This window comes from Amycolatopsis sp. NPDC021455, from assembly GCF_040640995.1.
In the GTDB taxonomy this organism is placed as follows: domain Bacteria; phylum Actinomycetota; class Actinomycetes; order Mycobacteriales; family Pseudonocardiaceae; genus Amycolatopsis.
Map to the genome: position 1 here is coordinate 11,207 of NZ_JBFACT010000084.1, position 20,259 is coordinate 31,465.

Sequence of the window (20,259 nt, forward strand, 5' to 3'; positions counted from 1 at the left end):
TCACACTCCCACGCAGGCCAGCTCGGCCAGCCGGTCGACCTGGGCGAGGTCGTTGCCGCACGGGAAGAACAGCAGCTCGTCGCAGCCCGCCTCCCGGTGCTCCTCGATCACCCGGGCCACCGACTCCCCCGTCGTCGCCGTGGTGGCCAGGACCTTCTTCGCGTACGGGCCCGCCTGCGCGTAGTACCTCCCGACGTAACCCGCCGCCCGCTCCTGCGCGTCGGGGCCCAGCGCGTAGTACGCCAGGGCCACCATGCGCTGCGGTTCCGTGCGGCCCGCCGCCGTCCACTCGGCTCGGGCCCGCGACGCCAGCTCCGCGTACGGCAGGGCCGAGCTGCCGCCCGCGATCCAGCCGTCGGCGAGGCGCGCCGCGCGGCGCATGGCCGCCGGGGAATGGCCGCCCACCAGGATCGGGATGCGGGCCTGGGCCGGGGCCGGGCCGACCGCGGCGCCGCCGAAGTGGGCGCGCAGGCCGTCGATCAGCTCGTCCAGGCGCCTGCCGCGGTCGCTGTACGTCGTGCCCGACACCGCGAAGTCGTCCGGGCGGCCGCCCGCGGCCACCCCGGCCACCACGCGGCCGCCCGACAGGCGGTCGATGCTCGCCAGCTGCTTGGCCAGCAACGCCGTGTTGCCGCGGTACCCCGCGATCAGCACCGTCGCCGCCAGGCGGACCCGCTCGGTGACCGCCGCCGCCGCGGCCAGCGTCACCAGTGGCTCGTAGTTGCCGTAGACCAGCCGGTCGAGGACCGCCAGCGACGCGAACCCGCGCCGCTCGGCCGATCGCGCCCACTCCGTCAGCCGCCCGCCCGTCGTGCCGGGCACCGTGGCGGGCAGGCCGATGCCGATGTCCATCAGCGCTCGTCCTTGTACGCGATGACGACCGTGTCGTTCGGGCCGAGCGGCTTGACCTCGGTGCGGCCGAAGCCGGCCTTGCCCATCCACGCCTGGCACTCCTCCGGCGGGTACTCCGCGCCGCCGGGCGTGGTCAGCAGCATCGACAGGCTGGCGAACAGGTTCTCCGGGTGCGTCAGCCCCTCGTCGACCATGGGGTCGTAGACGACCAGGACACCACCGGGCGGCAGCGCCGCATAAGCCTTGTGCACCAGCATCTGCCGCTCTTCCGGCGCCCAGTCGTGCAGCACGTGCCCGATGATCACGGCGTCGGCGGCGGGCAGGTCGTCGGTCAGGAAGCTGCCCGCGTGGAACCGGGCCCGGTCGCTCAGCCCCAGCTCGGCCATGTGCTCGGCGAACGGCTCGGCGTCCTCGGGCAGGTCGAACACGATGCCCTGGGCCTGCGGCGCCGCACCGAGCACATAGGACAGCACGTGCCCGCGCGCGCCGCCGACGTCCAGGATCGTCTTGCGCGACGCCCAGTCGTACGCCTCGGCCAGCCCCGGCCCGAGCAGCGTGGTGAGCGAGTCCATCATGTCGAGGAACCGGCGCAGCACGGCCGGGTCCTTGATCATCTCGGTGTACTCGGTCTCGACCTGCGGCTGCCCGGTGCGCAGCGCCTCGGTCAGCTTGCCGAACGCCGGGTAGAGGTTGTGGTTGGCCCGGTAGAGGAACCCGCCGGCGAAACTCCCGTTGGCCCGCACCAGGAAGTTCTCCGCCGCGGCGGTGTTGCCGTAGTGGCCGTCCACGCGCTCCAGCAGCCCGGTGACGACCAGGACGTCGAGGAAGTGCGGGACGCCGCGCGGGTGCAGCTCGAGCGCGCCGCAGATCTCGGCGGCGGTGGCCGGCTTGCCGCTCAGCAGGTCGAACAGGCCGAGCTCGACGGCGGTCAGGACCACCTTCGACACGCCGAACGACATGCCCAGCCGGATGATCGAAGCCGGGTCCCCGGCGTCGAGGGACGCTCTGCTCATCGGTCCGTTCCCTTCTTCTGGGTGCCCGCGGTGGTGCGGGGAAACAGCTCGGCGACGACGGCCGCGTCGTCGTCGCCCCGGCCGGCGGCGACGGCCTCGGCGAAGCGCGCGGCGGCGCCGCTCGTCATCGGCAGCGCGAGGTCCCCGGCCGCCGCCTCGCGGACGGCGAGGTCCATGTCCTTGGCCATGAGCCGGGCGCGGAACCCGGCCGGCCGGTACTGCCCGGTGCGCATGAACTCGCCCCGGAAGTGCAGGACCGGGGAGCGCCAGCCGCTCTGCGCGAGCGCGTCGAGCAGCACGCCCCGGTCGATGCCGGACCGCTCGGCGAAGGCGACGGCGTCGGCGAGGCCGGCCGTCTGCACCCCGAGCAGCAGGTTGAACGCGAGTTTCAGCGCGCCGGCCCGGCCGGTCGGGCCGAGGTGGCGCACGCCGCCGCCGGCGAAGGCGGCGAAGACGTCGGCGAGGTCGTCGACGTCGGCCTGGTCGCCGGAGGCGAAGACGCGCACCTGCCCGGCGCGGGCCATCGGCGGGTTGCCGATCAGGCACGCTTCGACCCGGCGCACGCCGAGCGCGGCGAGCCGCTCCTGCGCCGAGCGCGAGTACGACGGCGAAAGCGTCGACATCTCCACGACCACCGTGTCCGGCTTGAGGACCGGCGCGATCTGTCCGAAAAGGACTTCCTCGACGGCGTCTTCGTCGGCCAGGCTCAGCAGCACCACCTCAGCGCCTTCGGCCGCTTCAGCCGCCGAGCCCGCCAGGACCGCGCCCGCGGCCACGGCGTCCGCCGCCTTGGCCGCCGTCCGGTTGTGCACCACAAGCGGGAACCCCGACTCGGCGAGCCGGGCGGCGACCCCGCCGCCCATGCCGCCGAGCCCGACGACCGCGAGCCGGCGCGTCACGACGGCGTTCCCGCGGCGCTCAGCTGGGAAACGCAGCGCATGGCGGCGTCGGCGAAGTAGCGGCCGAACGCCTGCGGCGAGCTGGTGTCCCGCGGGGTCGCGAGGTACGGCGCGAGCTTCTCCTCCAGCAGGTGCACGCCGCGCTGGGTGGCCATGTGCCTGCCCACGGCGGCGAACTCGCCTTCGTAGTGGATGACGCGCACGAGCACGTCGTCCTTGACGAACACCGCGGTGCCGACGAGCCGGCCGGCCCCCTCGCCGAGGTCCGGCGTGTCGACCCGCTGGAACCCGGCGAAGATCTCGGCGATCTCGTCCTCGTGCCCCGGTTTGATCCGGTAGGTGATGGCGGCGTAGGGCATCACATTCCTCCGTCCACGTTCAAGGTGACCCCGGTGACGTAGGCCGCGAGGTCGCTGGCCAGGAACAGCGCGGCGCCCGCGACCTCGGCCGGGCGGCCGAGCCTGCCCAGCGACGTCATGGCCGTCAGGTGGGCGATCGCCTGGGGCGGGAACGGCGTGCCCTGCTCGGTCTCGATCACCCCGGGCGCGAGGTTGTTCACCCGGATTCCCTTGCGCCCCAGCTCTTTCGCCAGCGAGCGGGTCAGCCCGATGACGGCCGCCTTCGCGGCGGTGTGGTGCGGCGCGAGCGGACGGCCGCGCAGCCCGCTCGAGGCACCGATGTTGATCACCGACGCGCCTTCGCCCAGCAACGGCAACGCCGCGCGGGTGACCCGGTAGGCGGCGCCGATGTTGACGTCGAGGACCCGCTGCCATTCGTCGGGCTCGAGGTCCTCGATCGTGCTGCTGCCGTCGACTCCGGCGTTGTTCACGAGGACGTCGAGGCCGCCGAAGGCCTCTTGACACCGCGCGAGCAGCCGGTCGACGTCCTCGCGATCGGTCACGTCGGCGCGCACCGCGACCGGCGCCGCGCCGAGCTCCGCCAGTTCCTTCGCCAGCGAACCGGCGGCGTCCTCGTCCTGCCGGTAGCAGAAGGCGACCTGGGCACCGGCCTCGGCGAAGGCCAGGCTGGAGATCCGCCCGATCCCCCGCGAGCCGCCGGTCACCAGCACCCGTTTCCCGGTGAGTCGCAGATCCACGGCTACTCCCATCCCACGCTGTGCCATGCTTGGTGCAGTACGCCAGGAGTCTTTCCGAGTCGGCTAGCAGGGGGCTGGTAACCCGTTGAACGCACTCCTTTGCGTGCACGCCCACCCGGACGACGAGGCCTTGTGGACGGGCGGGATCCTCGCCAGGGCCGCCGATTCCGGCGCGCGCACGGCGGTGGTCACCTGTACCGCGCGCGCCGGCGAAGAGCGGGTGTCCGAACTGGAACGCTCACTCGCGATCCTCGGCGCCGGCGCGCCGCGGCTGCTCGGGTACGCCGATTCGGGCAGTGGCGGGGAAATCCCGGCGGGCTCGTTCTGCGCGGCGTCGCCGGACGAGGCGATCGGCCGGCTGGTGGCGCACCTGCGCGAGTTCCGGCCGGAGGTCGTCGTCACCTACGACGCCTACGGCACGTACGGCCACCGCGACCACATCCAGGCGCACCGCGTGACCCTCGCGGCGGTGGAGGCGAGCGCGTTCGGCCAGCTCTACCCGGAAGCCGGGGCGCCGTGGCGGGTCCCGCGGCTGTGGTTCAGCACGTACCCGCGGGAGCGGATGACCGACACCGAGCACCGGCTGCGTGACGCCGGGGTGCGCATCGGCGGCGACGGGCAGCCGGCCTGGCGGTTCGCCGGCGGCGTCCCGGCCTCCGACATCGACGTGACGGTCGACGTCCGCCCGTGGCTGGACCGCAAGTGGCGCGCGCTGGCCGAGCACCGGACGCAGTTCGCGCGCGGCAACGGCCCGGCGAACCTCGGCGTCGCGGATCCCGCGCTGCGCGAGGCGATCCTGGGCACCGAATGGTTCCAGTGCCGTGGCCGTCAGCCCGCCAGCCTTTCGGCGTCCCACAGCTCGCGGTAGCGGCCGTCGCCGGACACGAGCTGCGCGTGGGTGCCGCGCTGCACGACCGTTCCCTCGTCGAGGACCAGGATCTCGTCGGCTCCGGTCAGCGCGGCGAGCCGGTGGCTGACGACGACGACCGAGCGGCCGCGGTCGCGCACGTCCCGCAGCACCCGGCCGAGCACGGCGTCGGCGGCGGCCGGGTGCAGGCCCTCGCAGGGCTCGTCGAGCAGCATCAGCGGCGGGTCGGCGAGCAGCGCGCGAGCCAGCAGGAGGCGCTGGCGCTGGCCGCCCGACAGCTGCTCGCCGTCGGTGCCGACGACGGTGTCCCAGCCGTCCGGGAGGTCCTCGATCCAGCCGGCGAGCCCGGCGGTGCCGGCGGCGCGCGCGAGGTCGGCGTCGGTGGCGTCCGGGCGGGCGAGCACGAGGTTGGCGCGGATGCTGGTGTGGAAGACGTAACCGGATTCGGCGAGCCCGCGGACCGCGCGCCGCACCCACCGGGGATCCTTCTCCGCCACGGGGATCCACGCGAGTTTGACCGTGCCCGCGGCCAGCCGGGCGTCCCCGGTGAGCGTGGCCAGCAGCGTGCTCTTGCCGGCTCCGCTGGGCCCGACGACGGCGACGACGCGGCCACGCTCGACGGCGAGGTCGGCCCCGCGCAGCGCGCACGGCCGGTCCGGCCGGTGCCGGACCCAGCCGCCGGCCAGCACGACCGGGAAGACGTCGCCGGGACCGGGTTCGGGCCCGGCGTCCGGTTCGGCGGGCGCTGCGGGCGCCTCGGTGCCGAGTTCCGCGGCCACCCGGCGCAGGGACGGGCCGAGATCGGCGTACCGGCCCGCCACGTCCACCATGGGCAGGACGGCTTCCAGGCCGACCAGGGCGGACAGGGTGAGCACGGCGAGCGGGACGGCGCCGAACCCGGCGTCGAGCGCGAGCAGGGCGACGAGCACGGTGGCGAGTCCCTGCACGAGAACCGAGACGGCGGACGCGGCGGCGGTGAGCACGCCACTCCGGCGCCGCGCGGCGGCCATCCGGCCGGCGGCCTCGCCGGCGGCGCGGGTGGCCACCCCGGTGGCCCCGAAGGCGGCGAGCTCACGCGCACCCTCGACGACGTCCAGGCAGCGCACGGCGTAGTCGACCCGCGCCGCCGACGTCCGCCGCGCGGCCCGCCGCCGCAGGGGGTTGGCGCAGGCGGGCAGGACGCACCCGATGACGACGACGGCCGCGGCCACGACGGCCCCGGCGGCGGGCAGCATAAGGGTGGTCAGGGCGACGGTGGCCGCCCCGACGACGGCGGCGAGCACGGCCGGGACGACGGACCGCAGCAGGACGTCCTGCACGGAGTCCACATCGGACACCAGCCGCAGCAGGCTGTCCCCGGACCGGTGCCGCGACGGCCGGCCGGCGAGCGCGGAGTAGAGCCGCACCCGGACTTCGGCGACGGCCCGCAGGGCGGCATCGTGCCCGGAAAGGCGTTCGAGGTAACGGAATCCCCCGCGCAGCAAGGCGAACGCCCGCACCCCGACAATGGCAACCCCGAGCGCGGCGAGGGGCGGCCGCGTAGCGGCGGTGGTGATGAGCCAGGCCGCGGAGGCGATGAGCCCGAGAGCGCAGAGTTCCCCGGCCGCCCCGGTGAGCGCGGCGAGCAGCAGCCGCGGCCAGGTGCCACGGAGGATCCGCCCGAGCGCGGCGGCACCGGCCCCGAGAACCCCGGCCCGCGGCGGCGGCCCGGCAAGCTCCGCACCACGTCTGCCGGTGGCGGGCGAGGACTTCGCACCACCAGCGGGCGAGGGCTCCGCGGTACCGACGCGCCCGGGCAACGCACCCACATCACCGGCGCGCGAGGACTTCGCACCATCGGCAAGCCCCGGCAACCGCTCCACACCTTCAGCAGGCACCGCCCCAGCACCGCCCGCAAACCCCGACGGCACCTCGACACCGCCACCGGCGAGCGAAGGTTCCGTACCGACAGGCACCGCACCCGCTACCCGCCTCCCGCCGTCCCCGTCCGCCGCCGTCACACCGTCACCTCCCGGCGCTCGGTCAGGGCTCCGTCGTCCAGCCACAGGACCCGGTCCGCCACCTTCAGCAACGCCGGGCGGTGGGCCACCACCAGGGCTCCGCGGCCGGCCGTCAACGTCCGCGCCGCCTGGATCACCGTCTGTTCCGTCGCGTTGTCCAGGCGGGCCGTCGGCTCGTCCAGCAACACCAGCGGCACGTCCTCGCGCGCGCACCGGAAGTACGCCCGGGCCAGGGCCACCCGCTGCCGCTGTCCCGCCGACAGGCCCTCGCCCCGCTCCCCCAGCGCCGTCGCGAACCCCGCCGGCAGCGCCGCCGCCACCGGGGTCAGGGCCGCCGCCTCCGCCGCCGCCTCGATCGCCGTCTCCTCCGCCTCCGGCACGCCCAGCGCGATGTTCTCCGCCAGCGTGCCCGCGAACAGGTGCGCCCGCTGGGGCACCCACGCGATCCGGCGCAGCCACGCGTCCCGGTCCGCGTCGAGCACGTCCGCCAGGTCGCGGCCGTCGACCAGGACGCGGCCCGCCGCCGGGCGGGTGAAGCCCAGCAGGACCGCCAGCACCGTGCTCTTGCCCGAACCGCTCGGGCCGGCCAGTGCCACCGTCTCGCCCGGCCGCAGCTCGAACGACACCTCGCGCAGCGCCGCCGGGCGGCCCGGGTACTCGACCGTGACGTTCTCGAACACCACGTGCCCCGGCCCGGACGGCGCCACGGCCGTCGCCGGGGGCCGCGACGTGCCGGTCAGCTCCCGCACCTCGTCCAGCACCGCCAGCCCCTCGGCGCTCGCGTGGAACCGCGCGCCCAGCGCCCGCAGCGGCAGATACGCCTCGGGCGCGAGCAGCAGCACGACCAGGGCCGTCCCCAGCGCGAGGCTCCCGTCCAGCAGCCGCAGCCCGACCGGCACCGCCACCAGGGCCACCGACACCGACGCGACCAGCTCCAGCACCAGCGCGGACAGGAACGCCGTCCGCAGCACCCGCACGGTCGCCGCCCGGTGCGCCTCGGCCAGCGCGCGCACCACTCCCGTCTGGAACACCTCGCGCCCGAACGCGCGCAACGTCGGCAGCCCGGCGAGCACGTCCCGCAGGTGCGCGCCGAGGCCGCGCAGCGCCGCCCAGCGGGCCTCCGTCGCGGTCTTCACGTGCTTGCCGACGAGCGCCCCGAACACCGGGATCAGCGGCAGGGTCACCAGGATCACCAGCGCGCTGGCCCAGTCCGCCACGAAAAGCCGTGCGAGCACCGCGGGCGGCACCACCGCCGCGACGGCCAGTTCCGGCAGGTACCCGGCGAAGTACGGCTCGACGGCCTCGACGCCCTTGGTCAGCAGCGTGACGACCGCGCCGCCCCGCCGGTGCGTGCCGTCGGCCGCTTCGCGCAGCACCGCTTCGCGCAGCGCCGCCTCGACGGCCGCCGCGACGCGGTCGGCGTGCACCCGGCGGCCCCAGCCGAGGAGCGCGCGGCCGGCGAGCACCGCCGCCAGCGGCGCCAGCAACGCCGTCGTCAGGCCGGCCAGGGTCCGGGCCAGCAGTTCGGCCTGCGCCAGGATCAGCCCGGCCTGCGCGAGCGCGCCCAGCACGAGCAGGCGCCGGTGCCGCCGCAACGACGGCACCGGCGGTGTCAGGTCCGGGCGCCTCGGCCGCGTCACAGGTTCGCCACCACCCGGTCCACCGGACCGCGGAACGTCCGCCACACCACGAGTTGCGCGGCCGCCAGCAGCGGCAGCAGGACCACCGTCGCGACGACCACCAGCCGCAGGGAGTTCTCCGCCGCGACCGACGCGGTCAGGGGCGGCCCGCCCGCGAGGAGGTCGCCGCCGACGAGACCCCAGACCAGCGCCGGGATCGCGGCCGCCAGGCCCGCCCAGCGCAGCCGCGACGCCAGCGCGGCCGCGCGCGCACCCGGCTCGCCGCGCAGCCGCCGCCGCGTGTACCAGGCGCCGTAACCGGCCACTGTGGACAGTGTGAAGACCGCGCACAGCAAGGGGAACGGCGTGAACAGCGCGAGCGGCGCAGTACCCTCCGGCGTCCCACGCAGCACGTTGCCCAGCGTCAGCCCCCAGGCGGCCACGACCGTCCACGCGCCGGCGACGATGGCCCGGTCCCAGAAGCCGCGCCAGCCCGCGCGGTCCACCCGGCCGCGCAGCCACAGCCCGAGGTCACGGACCAGCCAGCCGAACAACAGCAGCATGAGCACCGGGTACAGCGGGCTGATCGTCGTCTTCTCCAGCCCCGGGAACGCCCCGGCCGCGAACCCGACCGAGAGGACCAGCCAGACCTCGTTGGCCAGGAAGTACGGCAGGACGGCGCCGAGCACGACGTCCCGCTCGGCGGCGTCCCGGCCCAGCCGCCGCAGCAGCAGGCAGGCACCGAGGTCCAGCCCGGACAGTCCGGCGTAGCCGAGCAGCAGCAGGACCAGCAGGAAAGTGGCGAAGGTGACCACAGCGGGCCTCCAATCCGGCGGAGTGCGGTCAGTAGACGGGGACCGGCGGGTCCAGCTGCGGCTCGGCGGCCCCGGGCAGCCCCTCGCCGGGTCCGCGGCGGGCGTAACGGGCCAGCAGCCAGTAGTTGACGACGACGATGACCGCGAAGAGCACGGTGAACCCGGCGAGGGTGACGAACACGGTGCCGGGCGCCAGCCGGGACATCGCGTCCTCGGTGCGCAGCAGGCCGTACACCGCGAACGGCTGGCGGCCGACCTCGCGGAACACCCAGCCGCCCAGCACGGCCAGGAACGGCAGCGGCAACGCCCACACCAGCAGCCGGTGGTACAGCCGCGGCCGCGTCAGCTTCGCGGTGGAGCGCACCAGGAACGCGCCACGCGCCGAGAGCAGGAAGAGCAGGATCCAGGCGCCCGCCATCACGTAGGCGGCGCCGATGATCCAGCCCGGCGGCGAGTAGTCGCCGGGCCCGAACTGCGCGGCGAAGTCCGCGCGGATGCGGTCGCCCACCGGGCCGCGGCCGGTGAAGAACTCCTGCTTGAGCGGCTGCCAGACGTTCGAGTCGGCGATCCCGAAGCCGATCGACGGGGCGATGCCCACCAGGATCGCGACCAGGCCCATCCGCAGCGACCGGCCGAACAGCTCCTGGTCGGGAGTGCGCCGCCGCAGGTGGTACGCGCTGACGGCCGCCATGAACAGGCCCGCGGTCAGCAGGGTCGCGGCCAGGATGTGCCCGAAGGGCAGCACGGCCCTCGGGTTGCCCAGCAGCTGCCCCACGTCGCTCAGGTAGGCGCGGCCGTCCCGCAGCTGGTAGCCGGTCGGATTCTGCAGGAAGCCGTTGGCCACCATGATCAGGTACGCCGAGAGGTACGCGGTCAGCGTGACGATCCAGATCAGCGCCAGGTGCGCCTTCGGGCGGAGCCGGCCCCAGCCGAACATCCACAGGCCGAGGAACGTCGACTCGATGAAGAAGGCCCCGAGCGTCTCCAGGGCCAGCGGCGCGCCGAAGACGTTGCCGGTGAACGCCGAGAGGCCGGACCAGTTCAGCGCCAGTTCGAGCTCCATCACCAGGCCGCTGAGGATGCCCATGCCGTAGTTGATCACGTAGAGGCGGCCCCAGTAGCGGACCGCGCGCTCGTGCTCCGGCGACTTCGTGCGCACCGCGCGGGTCTGCAGGATCGCCACCACCGTGGCCAGCCCGATGGTGAGCGCCACGAACAGGAAGTGGACTCCCGCGGTGACCGCGAACTGCAGCCGGGACAACAGGACCGCGTCGGCGTTCATCCGGACATCACCCTTCCCCCTCGGTTTCCTCGCCCCGCCATCGTGCTCCGGCCGGTGCGGCCGGGTCGTCATGCGGGAGATGGCACTTCGCCTACAGCTATGGATGTACGCGGACCGCCACCGCCCGGCCGCGTGCGCTTTCTGGGTACTCGAAGACCGTGCGGAAGGCGGACGACAGGTTCTCCCGCGCACCGCGACGATGGTGACCGGCAGTGCGGTGTCCGAAACCGTCCGGGAGGAAACGGGTGATGTCAGTGGCACGCGGCAGGTTCTCGAAGTGGCTCCGCGGGACCCGCGAGGACGAGGACGCACCGGCGCCGCCCGCGGCGGAGCCCGTCACCGCGGCGGAGCCGCCGGCCGAACTGCTCGACGAGGTGCGACGGCTGCGGCGGGAGAACCACATCCTCCGCCGCGTCGCCGCGTACCTCGCCGAGCGCTCCGGCCCCGGACAGGGCTCCGGCGACGGGGTCTAGCCGAGCTCAGTAGCCGAGATCGGTGTGCCCGAACCGGGGCCACAGGGCGCTCCACGGGGCGCGCGGGTCCCGGCAGACGACGAGGGTCTTGCCCGCGGTGATCGTGCGCGCCCCCGCCGTGTCGGCCACCGGAACCGGCGGCTCGCAGCGCATGAACAGCTCGGTGATCTCCGGGCCGAGGTCGACGGCGAGCACCGTCGTCACCTCCGGACCCGGCCGTCCCCAGCCGAGGTAGGAGTTGTGTCCGCTGTAGACCGGCGGGAGCCCGTGCTCCGGGCCGTACCGGTCGAGCGCGCCCGCCTCGCCGAAGGTGCCCGTGACGATCGCGGTGTGCGGCCGGTCCACCGCCGGGATCCGGTCGTACACCGCGGCGACCTGGCCGGCCAGCTCGGGCCAGCCGACCTGGCGCGACAGCGTCGGGTTGAGCCGGAACAGGAACCCGTGCCCGAGCGCCTCCGGCGATACCAGCGGCAGCCCGGCGGCCACCACCAGCACGACGTTGAGCCCGATGGCGGCGCGCAGCACGGCCGTCCGCACCACGCGGCGGCCCCGCCGGGCCCAGTCGCCGGCGACGACGCAGCCCGCGGCCAGCAGCACCGGCAGGAAACCCGCCGTGTAGGTGGGAAATCCGCCGCTGACGGCGATCAGCAGGCAGACCACCACGAAGGCGACGCCCACCGCGCGGTAGGGCCGCCATCGCGCCCGGAAGAACCCGGCGAGCCCGCACAGCCACACCACCGCGACGAACGGGCCGAGCAACGTCGCCACGAACGGCGCGAACGTGGCGAGGTAGGTCCCCCACCCGCTTTTCAGGGTGGACGCGGCGATCGCGTCGGCCATCGCGAACTGCGGCCAGCCGTGCGTGGCCTGCCAGAGCACGGCGGACCCGCCGAGCAGCGCCGCGACGCCCAGCCCGATCGGCAGGTGCCTGCCGCGCAGGAGATCCCGGTCGCCGGCGACCACGAGCCCGGCGAGCAGCGCGATCACGAGCAGGGCCACCAGGTTCTTGCTCTGCAGCCCGATTCCGCCGACCGCGCCGAACACGACCCACCACCGGCGGTCGCGGGTGCGCAGCATCCGCAGGGTCAGCCAGCACAACGTCACCCAGACCAGGATGTCGACGCCCGCCGTCTGGAGCAGGTGGTCCACCCACAACGGGTACGGCGACCCGGCGACGGCGATCGCCGTCCACGTCTGCGCGCCGCGGTCGCCGCCGAGCTCACGGGCGACCAGGGCGGCCACGACGACCGTCAGGCCGGCCAGCAGCGCCGGGACGACGCGGATCGCCCACACGTGGTCGCCGAACAGCGCGATCTGGACCTTCGCCAGCAGCGGCAGCAACGGCGGCTGGTCGATGTAGCCCCAGTCGAGGTGCTCGCCCGCGACCCGGAAGTACAGCTCGTCGAAGAAGTACCCGTACCGGCCGGCCACCGCCAGCAGCAGCGCCACCGCCGCACCCGCGACGAGCAGGACCGGCCGGCGGGCGAACGACGGGATCGGGCCGGTGGGCGAGCGGGACGGGACGGGCGTGCGGACTGCCGCGGTGGTCATGGATCCTCCCTGCGCGTCGGGGAATTTCGGCTCGACGCGGCGGGAGTTCCGCCACCCGCACCGGCCGGGCTCAACCCTCTCCGGTGCGGGTAGCGGACCGCTGGTGATCCACTGGGGGCGGCTATTCCGGGTGGTTCCCGGTGTCCCGGCCGGCCTCGAACGGCTCGGTGACGCCGTAGTAGGCCAGGTGCATGGTCATGCCGCCGGCGGCGTGCTCGAAGTTGTGGCAGTGGTCCATCCACACGCCGGGGTTGTCCGCCTTGAAGGCGACTTCGTAGCTGCCGCCGGGCTCGACGTTGAGGGTGTCCGTCCACCACGGGCTGCCGGTGACCGGCTTGCCGTCGTGCGAGAGCACCTGCATGACGTGGCCGTGCGGGTGCATCGGGTGGTCCTCGATGCTGCGGTTGACGAAGGTGACCTTCACCAGGTCGCCTTCGTGCACCATCAGCATCGGGGTGTCCGGGAAGAGCTTGCCGTTGACCGAATACGTCGTCTTCAGCGCGCCGTCGTAGAACCCGAAGAACATGTAGTCGAGGTACTGCGTGCTCTCCACCGCGAACTTGCTGTCCGCCGTGAACGGCACCGGCGCCGGCGTGCCGTAGGCGCCGAGGTCGACGTCCTCGTCCGGCGTCTCGGCCTTCGCGGCCCCGGCCTTGCCGTCGGGGCTGAAGACGATCGCCGGGTCGGCGATCTTGTCGTCGGCGAGCTCCCGGTCGCGGGCGTCGACGAACGCGGTGATCGTCACCGGGCCGTCCGGCATGGTGAACGTGACGTCGTTGCGCCCGCCACCGCCGACGAGCAGGCCCTTGCCGGTCACCTCGCCGGGTTCGTGCACCGGTCGCCCGTCGACCGCGTCGACCTTGAACGGGGTGCCGGTCACGGCGAACCGCACCGGACGGCGGTCGGTGTTCACCAGCCGCGCCCGGACTCGCTGGCCCGGCTTCGCCTGCCGCAGGTCGGCGGCGGTCGTGTTGACGGTGGCGACCTTGTCCCAGACGTGCGCCATCGCGGTGACGTCGAGCGTGCCCGGCGGGTCCTGCGGGGCGTCCGGCTCGACGATCAGCGCGCCGAAGAGCCCCTTCGCCACCTGGGTGTTCGACTCCTGGTGCGAGTGGTACCAGAAGGTGCCCGCCTGCTGGGGCCGGAACCGGTACACGTGGGTCCCGCCCGGCTTGACCGCGTCCTGCGTGACACCGGCGACGCCGTCTTCGGCGTTGGGCAGCTCGATGCCGTGCCAGTGGATGGTGACGCCCTCGGCGATGTCGGCGTTGACCAGGGTGACCTCGATCAGCCGGCCGCGCCGGACCCGCAGCTCCGGACCGGGCGACGTCCCGTCGAAGGTGAGCGCCTCCTGGGGGTGGCCGTCGACGGTCAGGGTGGCCTTGCGCGCGGTCAGGCGGTACCGGACGTCCGGTGTCTCGTTCTTCGGCCCGGTGAGGTCGGCGACGCTGCGCGCGCCGCCACCGGACTGGCCCATGCCGTGGTGCATGCCGGCCATGTCGGACCCGTCCGCGTCGCCGGACCCGCCCATGTCGAGCATGTTGTACCGCCCCGGGAGCGCGGTGCTGCCCGCGAAGACGGCGATGCTCACGATGACCGGGACCACGCCGAAGCACACGACCGCCGCGAACCGGGCCAGCCGCGCGGCCGACGTCCGGCGCTCCGCCAGCCGCCGTCCGACGATCCAGCGCTGCAGGAGCGTGGTGCCCGCAGCGGTGAGCGCGCACAGGCCCGCGACGAACAGGGCCGCGTCGAAGTACGGCGGCTGCGGGGCGGCGAAGTAGGAGAACCGGACGTCCGCCCCGGCCGCGACGATGGCGACGTACACGGGCGCGACCAGCAGCGGAGCCGCGGCGCGCGCCCGCAGCTGCGGCGAGAAGCCCCCCGCGGCCCGGGCCTCGCGGACGACCCCGCGCAGCCGGGGCCAGGTCAGCACCACCAGGGCGACCGCGGGCAGCAGCAGCGTCGGGACGGTGACGATCAGCCGGTCGGCCGCGACGACGAACCCGGACCCGCCGAGCACCAGCGCCGCGACGACCACCTTGCCCAGCGCGCAGAGCACGAACCCCCACAGCGTGAGCCTGGCCAGCAGGCTCCGCAGCCTGGGCTTTCCCCGGCCGCGATCCAGCCCGGCCACGGCGGGCAACGCCGCCAGTCCGAGCAGCAACGCGACGATGCTGAGCACACTGTCCGTTCTGGACAGTGCCGCGTAAAGCCCCATGACGCCCGCTCCCCCGATTTCCTCGGCGTTGTTTCCCGGTTCTTCCGCTCTCCATTGTCGGCGTTTTCCGGCCCGTGATCGTCATTCGGCAGGACGGTCTTCGGGTACGCCAAAGTTGTACGGAAAACGGAAGCGGCTCCCCCGGCCGGAGCCGGGGAAGTCCGGTCGTCGCGGGCAGCGCCGCACAGTGGCCCACCACCTTGAAGCCGGATTATGACTACGGACGGTAGTACCGGGTCAAGGCGGGAAAGCGTGCCTTGACCCGGTGCTACCGTCCGTGTTCCGGCTTCGTATCGGGGCGGTGGGGAGGGGTCTGGGTGGAGCGCAGGTGATGCCTCAGCGTTGCCGTTCACGACAGGGAGGTGCCTGAAAGCGACCTTGCCGGAACCCCTGGAGGCTCGGAGCCGGGGAAGCCGCCATCCGACGACGCCAGGCCGTCAGCCGCGACCACCCGCCGCGACCGGTTCGGGCACCTCCTCGGGTTCGCCGGCCACGACCACGGGCTTCGCCGGACGCCGGTCCGGCCACCAGAAGCGGGGGCCGGCGGTCAGCGCCAGCGCCGGTACCAGCAGCGATCGGACGACGAGGGTGTCGATGAGGATGCCGACGCCGACCAGCACCCCCAGCTCGACCGTCGCGACCAGGGGCAGCACGGTGAGCACCGAGAACGTCGCCGCGAGCACGAGCCCGGCGCTGGTGATCACGCCGCCGGTGACGGCGAGGCCGCGGCGCACCCCCGCCGCGTGGCCGTGCGGCCCGGCCTCCTCCCGGATCCGGCTGACCAGGAAGATGTTGTAGTCGACGCCGACGGCGACCAGGAACAGGAAGCCGAGCAGGATCAGGTTCTGGTCCACGCCGGCGAAGCCGAACACGTACCGGAACAGCAGCCAGCCGGCACCCAGCGCGCTGCCGAACGACAGCACCACGGTGGCCACCAGCAGCAGTGGCGCCACCAGCGACCGCAGCAGCAGGATCAGCACCAGCAGCACGACGAGAAGGACCAGCGGCATCACGAGCAGCCGGTCGTGCGCACTGGCCCGGTCGGTGTCGAAGGCGGCGGCCGTGGTGCCGCCGACCTTCGCGTCCGCGCCGGGGACCCGGTGCACGGCGTCGCGCAGCCGTTGCACGGTGTCCGCCGCGGCCGCGCTGTCCGGGGCGTCGGTGAGCTGCACCGGCGTGCGGGCGAGCGTGCCGTCGGCGGAGAACGCCGGCTTGCCGACCGAGCCGACGCCCTCGACCGCGCCCGCGGCGGCCGCCACCGCGGCCGCACTGTCCCTTGTAGACAGAACGATCGCCGGGTCGGAGCTGCCCGCCGGGAAGTGCCGGGCCAGGATCTGCTGGCCCGCCAAGGATTCCGGGGTCGTCGTGAACGAGTCGGCCTTGCCGAGCCCGACGTGCATGCCCGTGCCGGCGAGCGCCAGCACGACCAGGCCGAGCGCGGTCGCGAGCCCGGCGGTCTTCGGCCGGCGCGCCACCACGGCCGCCACCCGTGCCCACACCCCGGCCGGCTCGGCCGCCGCGGAACGGCCGCCCGGCCGCGGCACCAGCGGCCAGAAGACCCAGCGCCCGAAGATCGCCAGCAGCGCGGGCAGCAGCGTCGTCATCGCGAGCACCGCGCAGCCGACCCCGATCGCGCCGACCGGGCCGAGCCCGCTGTCCGGCGCCAGGTCGGCGAAGACCAGGCAGAGCAGGCCGGCGACCACCGTGGCGGCCGAGGCGAAGATCGCCGGCGCGGACCGCCGCAGCGCCACGGCCAGTGCCCGGTGCCGGTCTTCGTGCACCCGCAGCTCCTCGCGGTAGCGGGAGATCAGCAACAGGGCGTAGTCGGTGCCGATGCCGAACACCAGCACGGTGAGCACCCCGGCGTTCTGCGAGTTCACCACCAGCCCGGCGTGCTCGATGAGCAGGTAGACGACCGCCGAGGCGAGCCGGCTGCCGACCGCCACGGCGATCAGCGGCAGCAGCCACAGCACCGGGCTGCGGTAGGTGAGCAGCAGCAGGAACCCGACGACGAGCACGCTGACCCAGAGCAGCGTGGAGTCGAGCCCGTCGAAGGCGTCGCCGGTGTCGGCCGACGCCGCGGCCGGCCCGGTGGTCTTGACGACCAGGCCCTCGGGCACGGCCCGGTCCGCGCCGGCGCGGATCACCTTGACCGCGTCGCCCGCGGTCGCCGCGCGCAGCGGCACGCCGAGCGTGAGGGCCTTGCCGTCGGCGGAGTCGGTGACGCGGGCGTCCCGCGCCTCGGGGACCGCCGCGGCCAGCGAGGCCCGGTAGACGGCGACCGCCTCCCGGTCCGAAGGCGTCAGCCCGCTTTCCCGGGCGAACACGACGACGGCCGGTTTGACGTCCCCGGCCGGGAACCCGTCCTGCGCGGCCGCGACGGCCGTCGACTCGGCCGAGGCGGGCAGCCACGCCGTCGCGTCGTCGTCGGTGCTGTCCCAGATCTTGTCGGCGGCGGGCCCGATGGCGGCCAGCACGGCCACCCAGAGCACGACGGTCAGCCATTTGAACCGGCGGTGCCCGGGAATACCCGCGAGCCGCGGTCGAATTGCGAGATTCACTGCCAGCGTCCTTTCTCCCCCGCGGCGGAACGCCGGATTCCCCTGGCCGCTCGCGGTCGCTGCCCATGCTGCTGCCCGGCAGCCCCCGCTGTCGTCGCCCGCCGGCACGGTTCGCGGTGCGCGTTAGGCGCACGGAAAAAGCGCGTCTACATCCGACGGCGTAGCCCATCGGCCTACTTTTCGCCCGGGCACCGGAAATGGCCCCTCGGCCGCCGCCCGCTGCCCTACACTGGTCGATCGTGAGCCGTGATTACCGGGACCTCCAGGCGCTGATCCGGAGCCCCACGGGGGAACTGGCCGTGCTGGGCGCCGTCGCGGTCGTGGTGTTCGCGGGCAACCTGCTGGTGGCCAACGCCGACGTCGCGGGACGGCCGTTGTGGCCCGGCGGGGTCGGCCTGATGGCGATCGCCGTCGCCGCGCTGGTGTGGCGGCGCAAGCAGCCGCTGCTCGCGCTCGGCCTCACCGCGGCCGCCGCCGTCGTCTACTACCTGCTCGACTACCCGGCCGGGTTCGAGCCGCTCCCGTTCATCGTCGCGCTCTACGGCGCCAGCAGCCAGGGCTACCGGATCCTCTCGTTCGCCGCGGCGGTGCTCGCCGCGGGCATGGTCGGGCTCGTGCAGCTGCTGACCGAGCCGCGGGTCGGGCCGACCGGCCTGCTCGTCGTGCTCGGCTGGCTGATCGTGGTGATCGTGGTCGCCGAGGTGATCCGCAGCCGCCGCGCCTACATCCTCGAAGTGGAGCAACGCGCGATCGAGGCCGAGCGCAGCCGCGAATCCGAGGCCGTCCGCCGGGTCGTCGAGGAAAGACTGCGCATCGCCCGCGAGCTGCACGACGCGCTCGCCCACCACATCTCGGTGATCAGTGTCCAGGCGGGCGCGGCCATGCTGCGCAAGGACTCCAAGCCCGAGCTCGCACACGAGGTGTTGCCCACCATCAAGCAGTCCGCGGCCGACGCGATGCGCGAGCTGCGCGCCACCCTGGGCGTGCTCCGCCACCCCGACGAGGACCACGCGGTGTCCGACGCGGTGCCGCTGGCCCCGCCGCCGAGCCTCGACCGGCTCGACGGGCTCGTCCGCAGCATCGAGGCGGCCGGCCCGAAGGTCGTCACGGAGATCAGGGGCGACCGGCGGCCGCTGCCCACCGACGTCGACCTGGCGGCGTACCGCATCGTGCAGGAAGCGCTCACGAACATCACCCGGCACGCGGAAGCCGGCACCGCGAAGGTCGTCCTCGGCTACGGTGAGGAACAGCTGGAGCTCTGGGTGGACGACGACGGTCTCGGCGTGGCCGAGTCCCCGCCGGCGGGAGGGAACGGGTTGCTGGGAATGCGCGAACGAGCGGCCGCGATCGGGGGAACGCTGCGGGCGGGCCCCCGCACGGAGGGCGGCTTCGGCGTGTACGCGAATCTTCCGCTGGGGAAAGCCGGATGATCCGGGTCCTGCTGGCGGACGACCAGCCGATGGTCCGCAAGGGCCTGCGCGCCATGGTGGACGGCGACGACATCAGCGTGATCGCGGAGGCGGGCGACGGCCACCAGGCGGTGAGCCTGGCGGCCGAGCTGCGGCCGGACGTCGTCCTGATGGACATCCGCATGCCCGAGGTCGACGGCCTGGAGGCCACGCGGCGCATCGCCGGCGACGAGCGCCTGGCCGGCACGAAGGTGATCATCCTGACCACCTTCGACCTCGACGAGTACGTCTACCGCGCGCTGCGCGTGGGCGCGAGCGGGTTCCTGCTCAAGGACGTCGAGCCGACCGAGCTGATCTACGGCATCCGCGCGGTCGCGAAGGGCGAGGCGCTACTGGCCCCCTCGGTGACCCGGCGGCTGATCACGGAGTTCGCGTCGCGCACGGTCCGCGAGGGCCCGCCGATGAGCACGGGCATGCTGACCGAACGCGAGCACGAGGTGCTGCTGCTGGTCACGTCGGGCATGTCCAACGACGAGATCGCGACCAGGCTGGTGATCAGCCCGGCGACGGCGAAGACGCACATCAGCCGGATCCTGACCAAGCTCGGCGTCCGCGACCGCGCCCAGCTGATCGTGATGGCGTACGAGTCGGGTCTCGTCCAGCCGGGCGGCGGCACGGCGCAGCTCTGACCGGCGGCTCAGCTGTTTCCCCCGGGTGAGCCCGGTGAGCCGGCGACAGCATCGCTCGATGGAGCTGAGGCAGCTCGAGCACTTCCTCGCCGTGGTGCACGCCGGGAGCTTCACCGGGGCCACGCAGCGGGCGCACATCGTCCAGTCGGCGTTGAGTGCTTCGATCCGGAAGCTCGAGGCCGAGCTGGCCTGCCGGGTCAATCCGTGTACTGCCGCCAGTCGCGTGCGGCGCGGCGGCCGGCGTAGCGCACCTTGCGGTTGGCGGCCTTCACCCACCCCTGCCATTCCTTGTACGCCGAGCATTCCTGGGTGCGCGCGCAGCAGGTCCACGGTGAGGCCATCCCGGTGACCGTGGCCCATCGGCAGCGTGTGCCGGTGTCCTGCCGGGGCGGAAGCGGCGGCAGGTCGCAGTGGCCGTGCCGGTGGTCATGCAGTGGCAGGCCACCATGTTCGCGGTGGCGTACCCAGGACGGTTTCGTCTTGTCCGTGCGGGACATCTCGTTCCTCCGGAACCAGCCACCCGGACTCCCGGACTTTCCGGGCGGGCGGCCGACGCAACCGCTTCACCACGATCACCTGCTTCCTGCTCGTGCCGGACATGGTAGCTCCGGGCGGCCACGCCGTGGCGCCTCGGCGGGCGAAGCAGTGGCCGGCGTCGAGGCCGGCGAGCAGCCCGGGACGGGCCGGGTGCCGCCGGCGCGTCCATCGCGAAGATCGGGCCGAGCCAGCCGAAGTGCTCGGTGACGTGCTCCACCGGGACGTCCAGCCACCGGAGCATGCGGACCCTGCTCGCCGGCACGCGCGGACTCAGAGCCCGTTGGCGAATGATCATGTGGCTGCTTCGACGGTGCGGGGACTGGCTCCGGAGTGCGTGTCGTCCGTTCAATCACGTGTGTCGGCTCCTCAAGCAC

The 20,259-nt window shown here is 73.9% G+C and carries 17 protein-coding genes and 1 pseudogene; 5 read left to right on the forward strand and 13 right to left on the reverse strand.

Annotated elements, in window-relative coordinates:
• The 5 genes from AB0G28_RS43865 to AB0G28_RS43885 are packed head-to-tail and all read right to left on the reverse strand — an operon-like array spanning position 1 to position 3,860.
• On the reverse strand, positions 1-852 hold the full coding sequence (locus AB0G28_RS43865; RefSeq protein ID WP_361103767.1) for an LLM class flavin-dependent oxidoreductase: 852 nt from the start codon (positions 850-852) through the stop codon (positions 1-3).
• Positions 852-1,865 carry a methyltransferase gene (locus AB0G28_RS43870; RefSeq protein ID WP_361103769.1) on the reverse strand — a complete coding sequence of 338 codons (1,014 nt, stop codon included), beginning with the start codon at positions 1,863-1,865 and terminating at the stop codon, positions 852-854. The genes AB0G28_RS43865 and AB0G28_RS43870 overlap by 1 nt, the downstream gene beginning before the upstream one ends.
• Positions 1,862-2,764 carry an NAD(P)-dependent oxidoreductase gene (locus AB0G28_RS43875; protein ID WP_361103771.1) on the reverse strand — a complete coding sequence of 301 codons (903 nt, stop codon included), beginning with the start codon at positions 2,762-2,764 and terminating at the stop codon, positions 1,862-1,864. Before AB0G28_RS43875 ends, AB0G28_RS43870 begins: the two co-directional genes overlap by 4 nt.
• The gene (locus tag AB0G28_RS43880; protein WP_361103773.1) at positions 2,761-3,123 is read right to left on the reverse strand and encodes a SchA/CurD-like domain-containing protein; all 363 of its coding nucleotides are present in this window, start codon (positions 3,121-3,123) and stop codon (positions 2,761-2,763) included. The genes AB0G28_RS43875 and AB0G28_RS43880 overlap by 4 nt, the downstream gene beginning before the upstream one ends.
• The gene (locus AB0G28_RS43885) at positions 3,123-3,860 is read right to left on the reverse strand and encodes an SDR family NAD(P)-dependent oxidoreductase (protein ID WP_361103775.1); all 738 of its coding nucleotides are present in this window, start codon (positions 3,858-3,860) and stop codon (positions 3,123-3,125) included. The genes AB0G28_RS43880 and AB0G28_RS43885 overlap by 1 nt, the downstream gene beginning before the upstream one ends.
• Positions 3,861-3,945: 85 nt before the next feature.
• On the opposite strand from AB0G28_RS43885, the gene AB0G28_RS43890 reads away from it, so the two are divergent.
• Positions 3,946-4,728: a PIG-L family deacetylase gene (locus AB0G28_RS43890; RefSeq protein ID WP_361103777.1), complete on the forward strand. Its 783-nt coding sequence runs from the start codon at positions 3,946-3,948 to the stop codon at positions 4,726-4,728.
• Here the strand turns inward: AB0G28_RS43890 and cydC are convergent.
• From cydC to AB0G28_RS43910, 4 genes are all read right to left on the reverse strand, one after another.
• A complete protein-coding gene (gene cydC / locus AB0G28_RS43895; RefSeq protein ID WP_361103779.1) occupies positions 4,689-6,527 on the reverse strand; it encodes a thiol reductant ABC exporter subunit CydC in 1,839 nt (612 codons plus the stop codon). The two genes, AB0G28_RS43890 and cydC, sit on opposite strands and share 40 nt — an antisense overlap.
• A gap of 197 nt (positions 6,528-6,724) precedes the next feature.
• Positions 6,725-8,368, reverse strand: a complete 1,644-nt coding sequence (gene cydD, locus AB0G28_RS43900; RefSeq protein WP_361103781.1) for a thiol reductant ABC exporter subunit CydD — start codon at positions 8,366-8,368, stop codon at positions 6,725-6,727.
• Positions 8,365-9,162 carry a cytochrome d ubiquinol oxidase subunit II gene (locus tag AB0G28_RS43905; protein ID WP_361103783.1) on the reverse strand — a complete coding sequence of 266 codons (798 nt, stop codon included), beginning with the start codon at positions 9,160-9,162 and terminating at the stop codon, positions 8,365-8,367. Before AB0G28_RS43905 ends, cydD begins: the two co-directional genes overlap by 4 nt.
• 28 nt (positions 9,163-9,190) lie before the next feature.
• Positions 9,191-10,444 (reverse strand): cytochrome ubiquinol oxidase subunit I, encoded by a 1,254-nt coding sequence (locus AB0G28_RS43910; RefSeq protein WP_361103785.1) that lies wholly within the window; start codon positions 10,442-10,444, stop codon positions 9,191-9,193.
• A 248-nt stretch (positions 10,445-10,692) separates the two neighbouring features.
• On the opposite strand from AB0G28_RS43910, the gene AB0G28_RS43915 reads away from it, so the two are divergent.
• The gene (locus AB0G28_RS43915) at positions 10,693-10,917 is read left to right on the forward strand and encodes a hypothetical protein (RefSeq protein WP_361103787.1); all 225 of its coding nucleotides are present in this window, start codon (positions 10,693-10,695) and stop codon (positions 10,915-10,917) included.
• Positions 10,918-10,923: 6 nt separating this feature from the next.
• On the opposite strand, the gene AB0G28_RS43920 is transcribed toward AB0G28_RS43915, so the two are convergent.
• The 3 genes from AB0G28_RS43920 to AB0G28_RS43930 form a co-directional block, all read right to left on the reverse strand.
• Positions 10,924-12,468 (reverse strand): glycosyltransferase family 39 protein, encoded by a 1,545-nt coding sequence (locus AB0G28_RS43920; protein WP_361103789.1) that lies wholly within the window; start codon positions 12,466-12,468, stop codon positions 10,924-10,926.
• A 121-nt stretch (positions 12,469-12,589) separates the two neighbouring features.
• Positions 12,590-14,689, reverse strand: a complete 2,100-nt coding sequence (locus tag AB0G28_RS43925) for a multicopper oxidase family protein (protein WP_361103791.1) — start codon at positions 14,687-14,689, stop codon at positions 12,590-12,592.
• A gap of 437 nt (positions 14,690-15,126) precedes the next feature.
• Positions 15,127-17,250 (reverse strand): MMPL family transporter, encoded by a 2,124-nt coding sequence (locus AB0G28_RS43930; protein WP_361103793.1) that lies wholly within the window; start codon positions 17,248-17,250, stop codon positions 15,127-15,129.
• 239 nt (positions 17,251-17,489) lie between these two features.
• Between AB0G28_RS43930 and AB0G28_RS43935 the strand changes: the two genes are divergently transcribed.
• The 3 genes and pseudogenes from AB0G28_RS43935 to AB0G28_RS43945 form a co-directional block, all read left to right on the forward strand.
• Complete coding sequence (locus AB0G28_RS43935; RefSeq protein ID WP_361103795.1) at positions 17,490-18,680, forward strand: sensor histidine kinase; 1,191 nt, start codon at positions 17,490-17,492, stop codon at positions 18,678-18,680.
• Entirely contained in the window at positions 18,677-19,348 is a 672-nt protein-coding gene (locus tag AB0G28_RS43940) for a response regulator transcription factor (RefSeq protein ID WP_361103797.1), read from the forward strand. The genes AB0G28_RS43935 and AB0G28_RS43940 overlap by 4 nt, the downstream gene beginning before the upstream one ends.
• A gap of 58 nt (positions 19,349-19,406) precedes the next feature.
• Positions 19,407-19,532, forward strand: a pseudogene (locus AB0G28_RS43945) (LysR family transcriptional regulator); the annotation flags it as partial.
• Between the two features lie 13 nt (positions 19,533-19,545).
• On the opposite strand, the gene AB0G28_RS43950 reads toward AB0G28_RS43945, so the two are convergent.
• Positions 19,546-19,689: a hypothetical protein gene (locus tag AB0G28_RS43950; RefSeq protein ID WP_361103799.1), complete on the reverse strand. Its 144-nt coding sequence runs from the start codon at positions 19,687-19,689 to the stop codon at positions 19,546-19,548.
• Between the last annotated feature and the right edge of the window lie 570 nt (positions 19,690-20,259).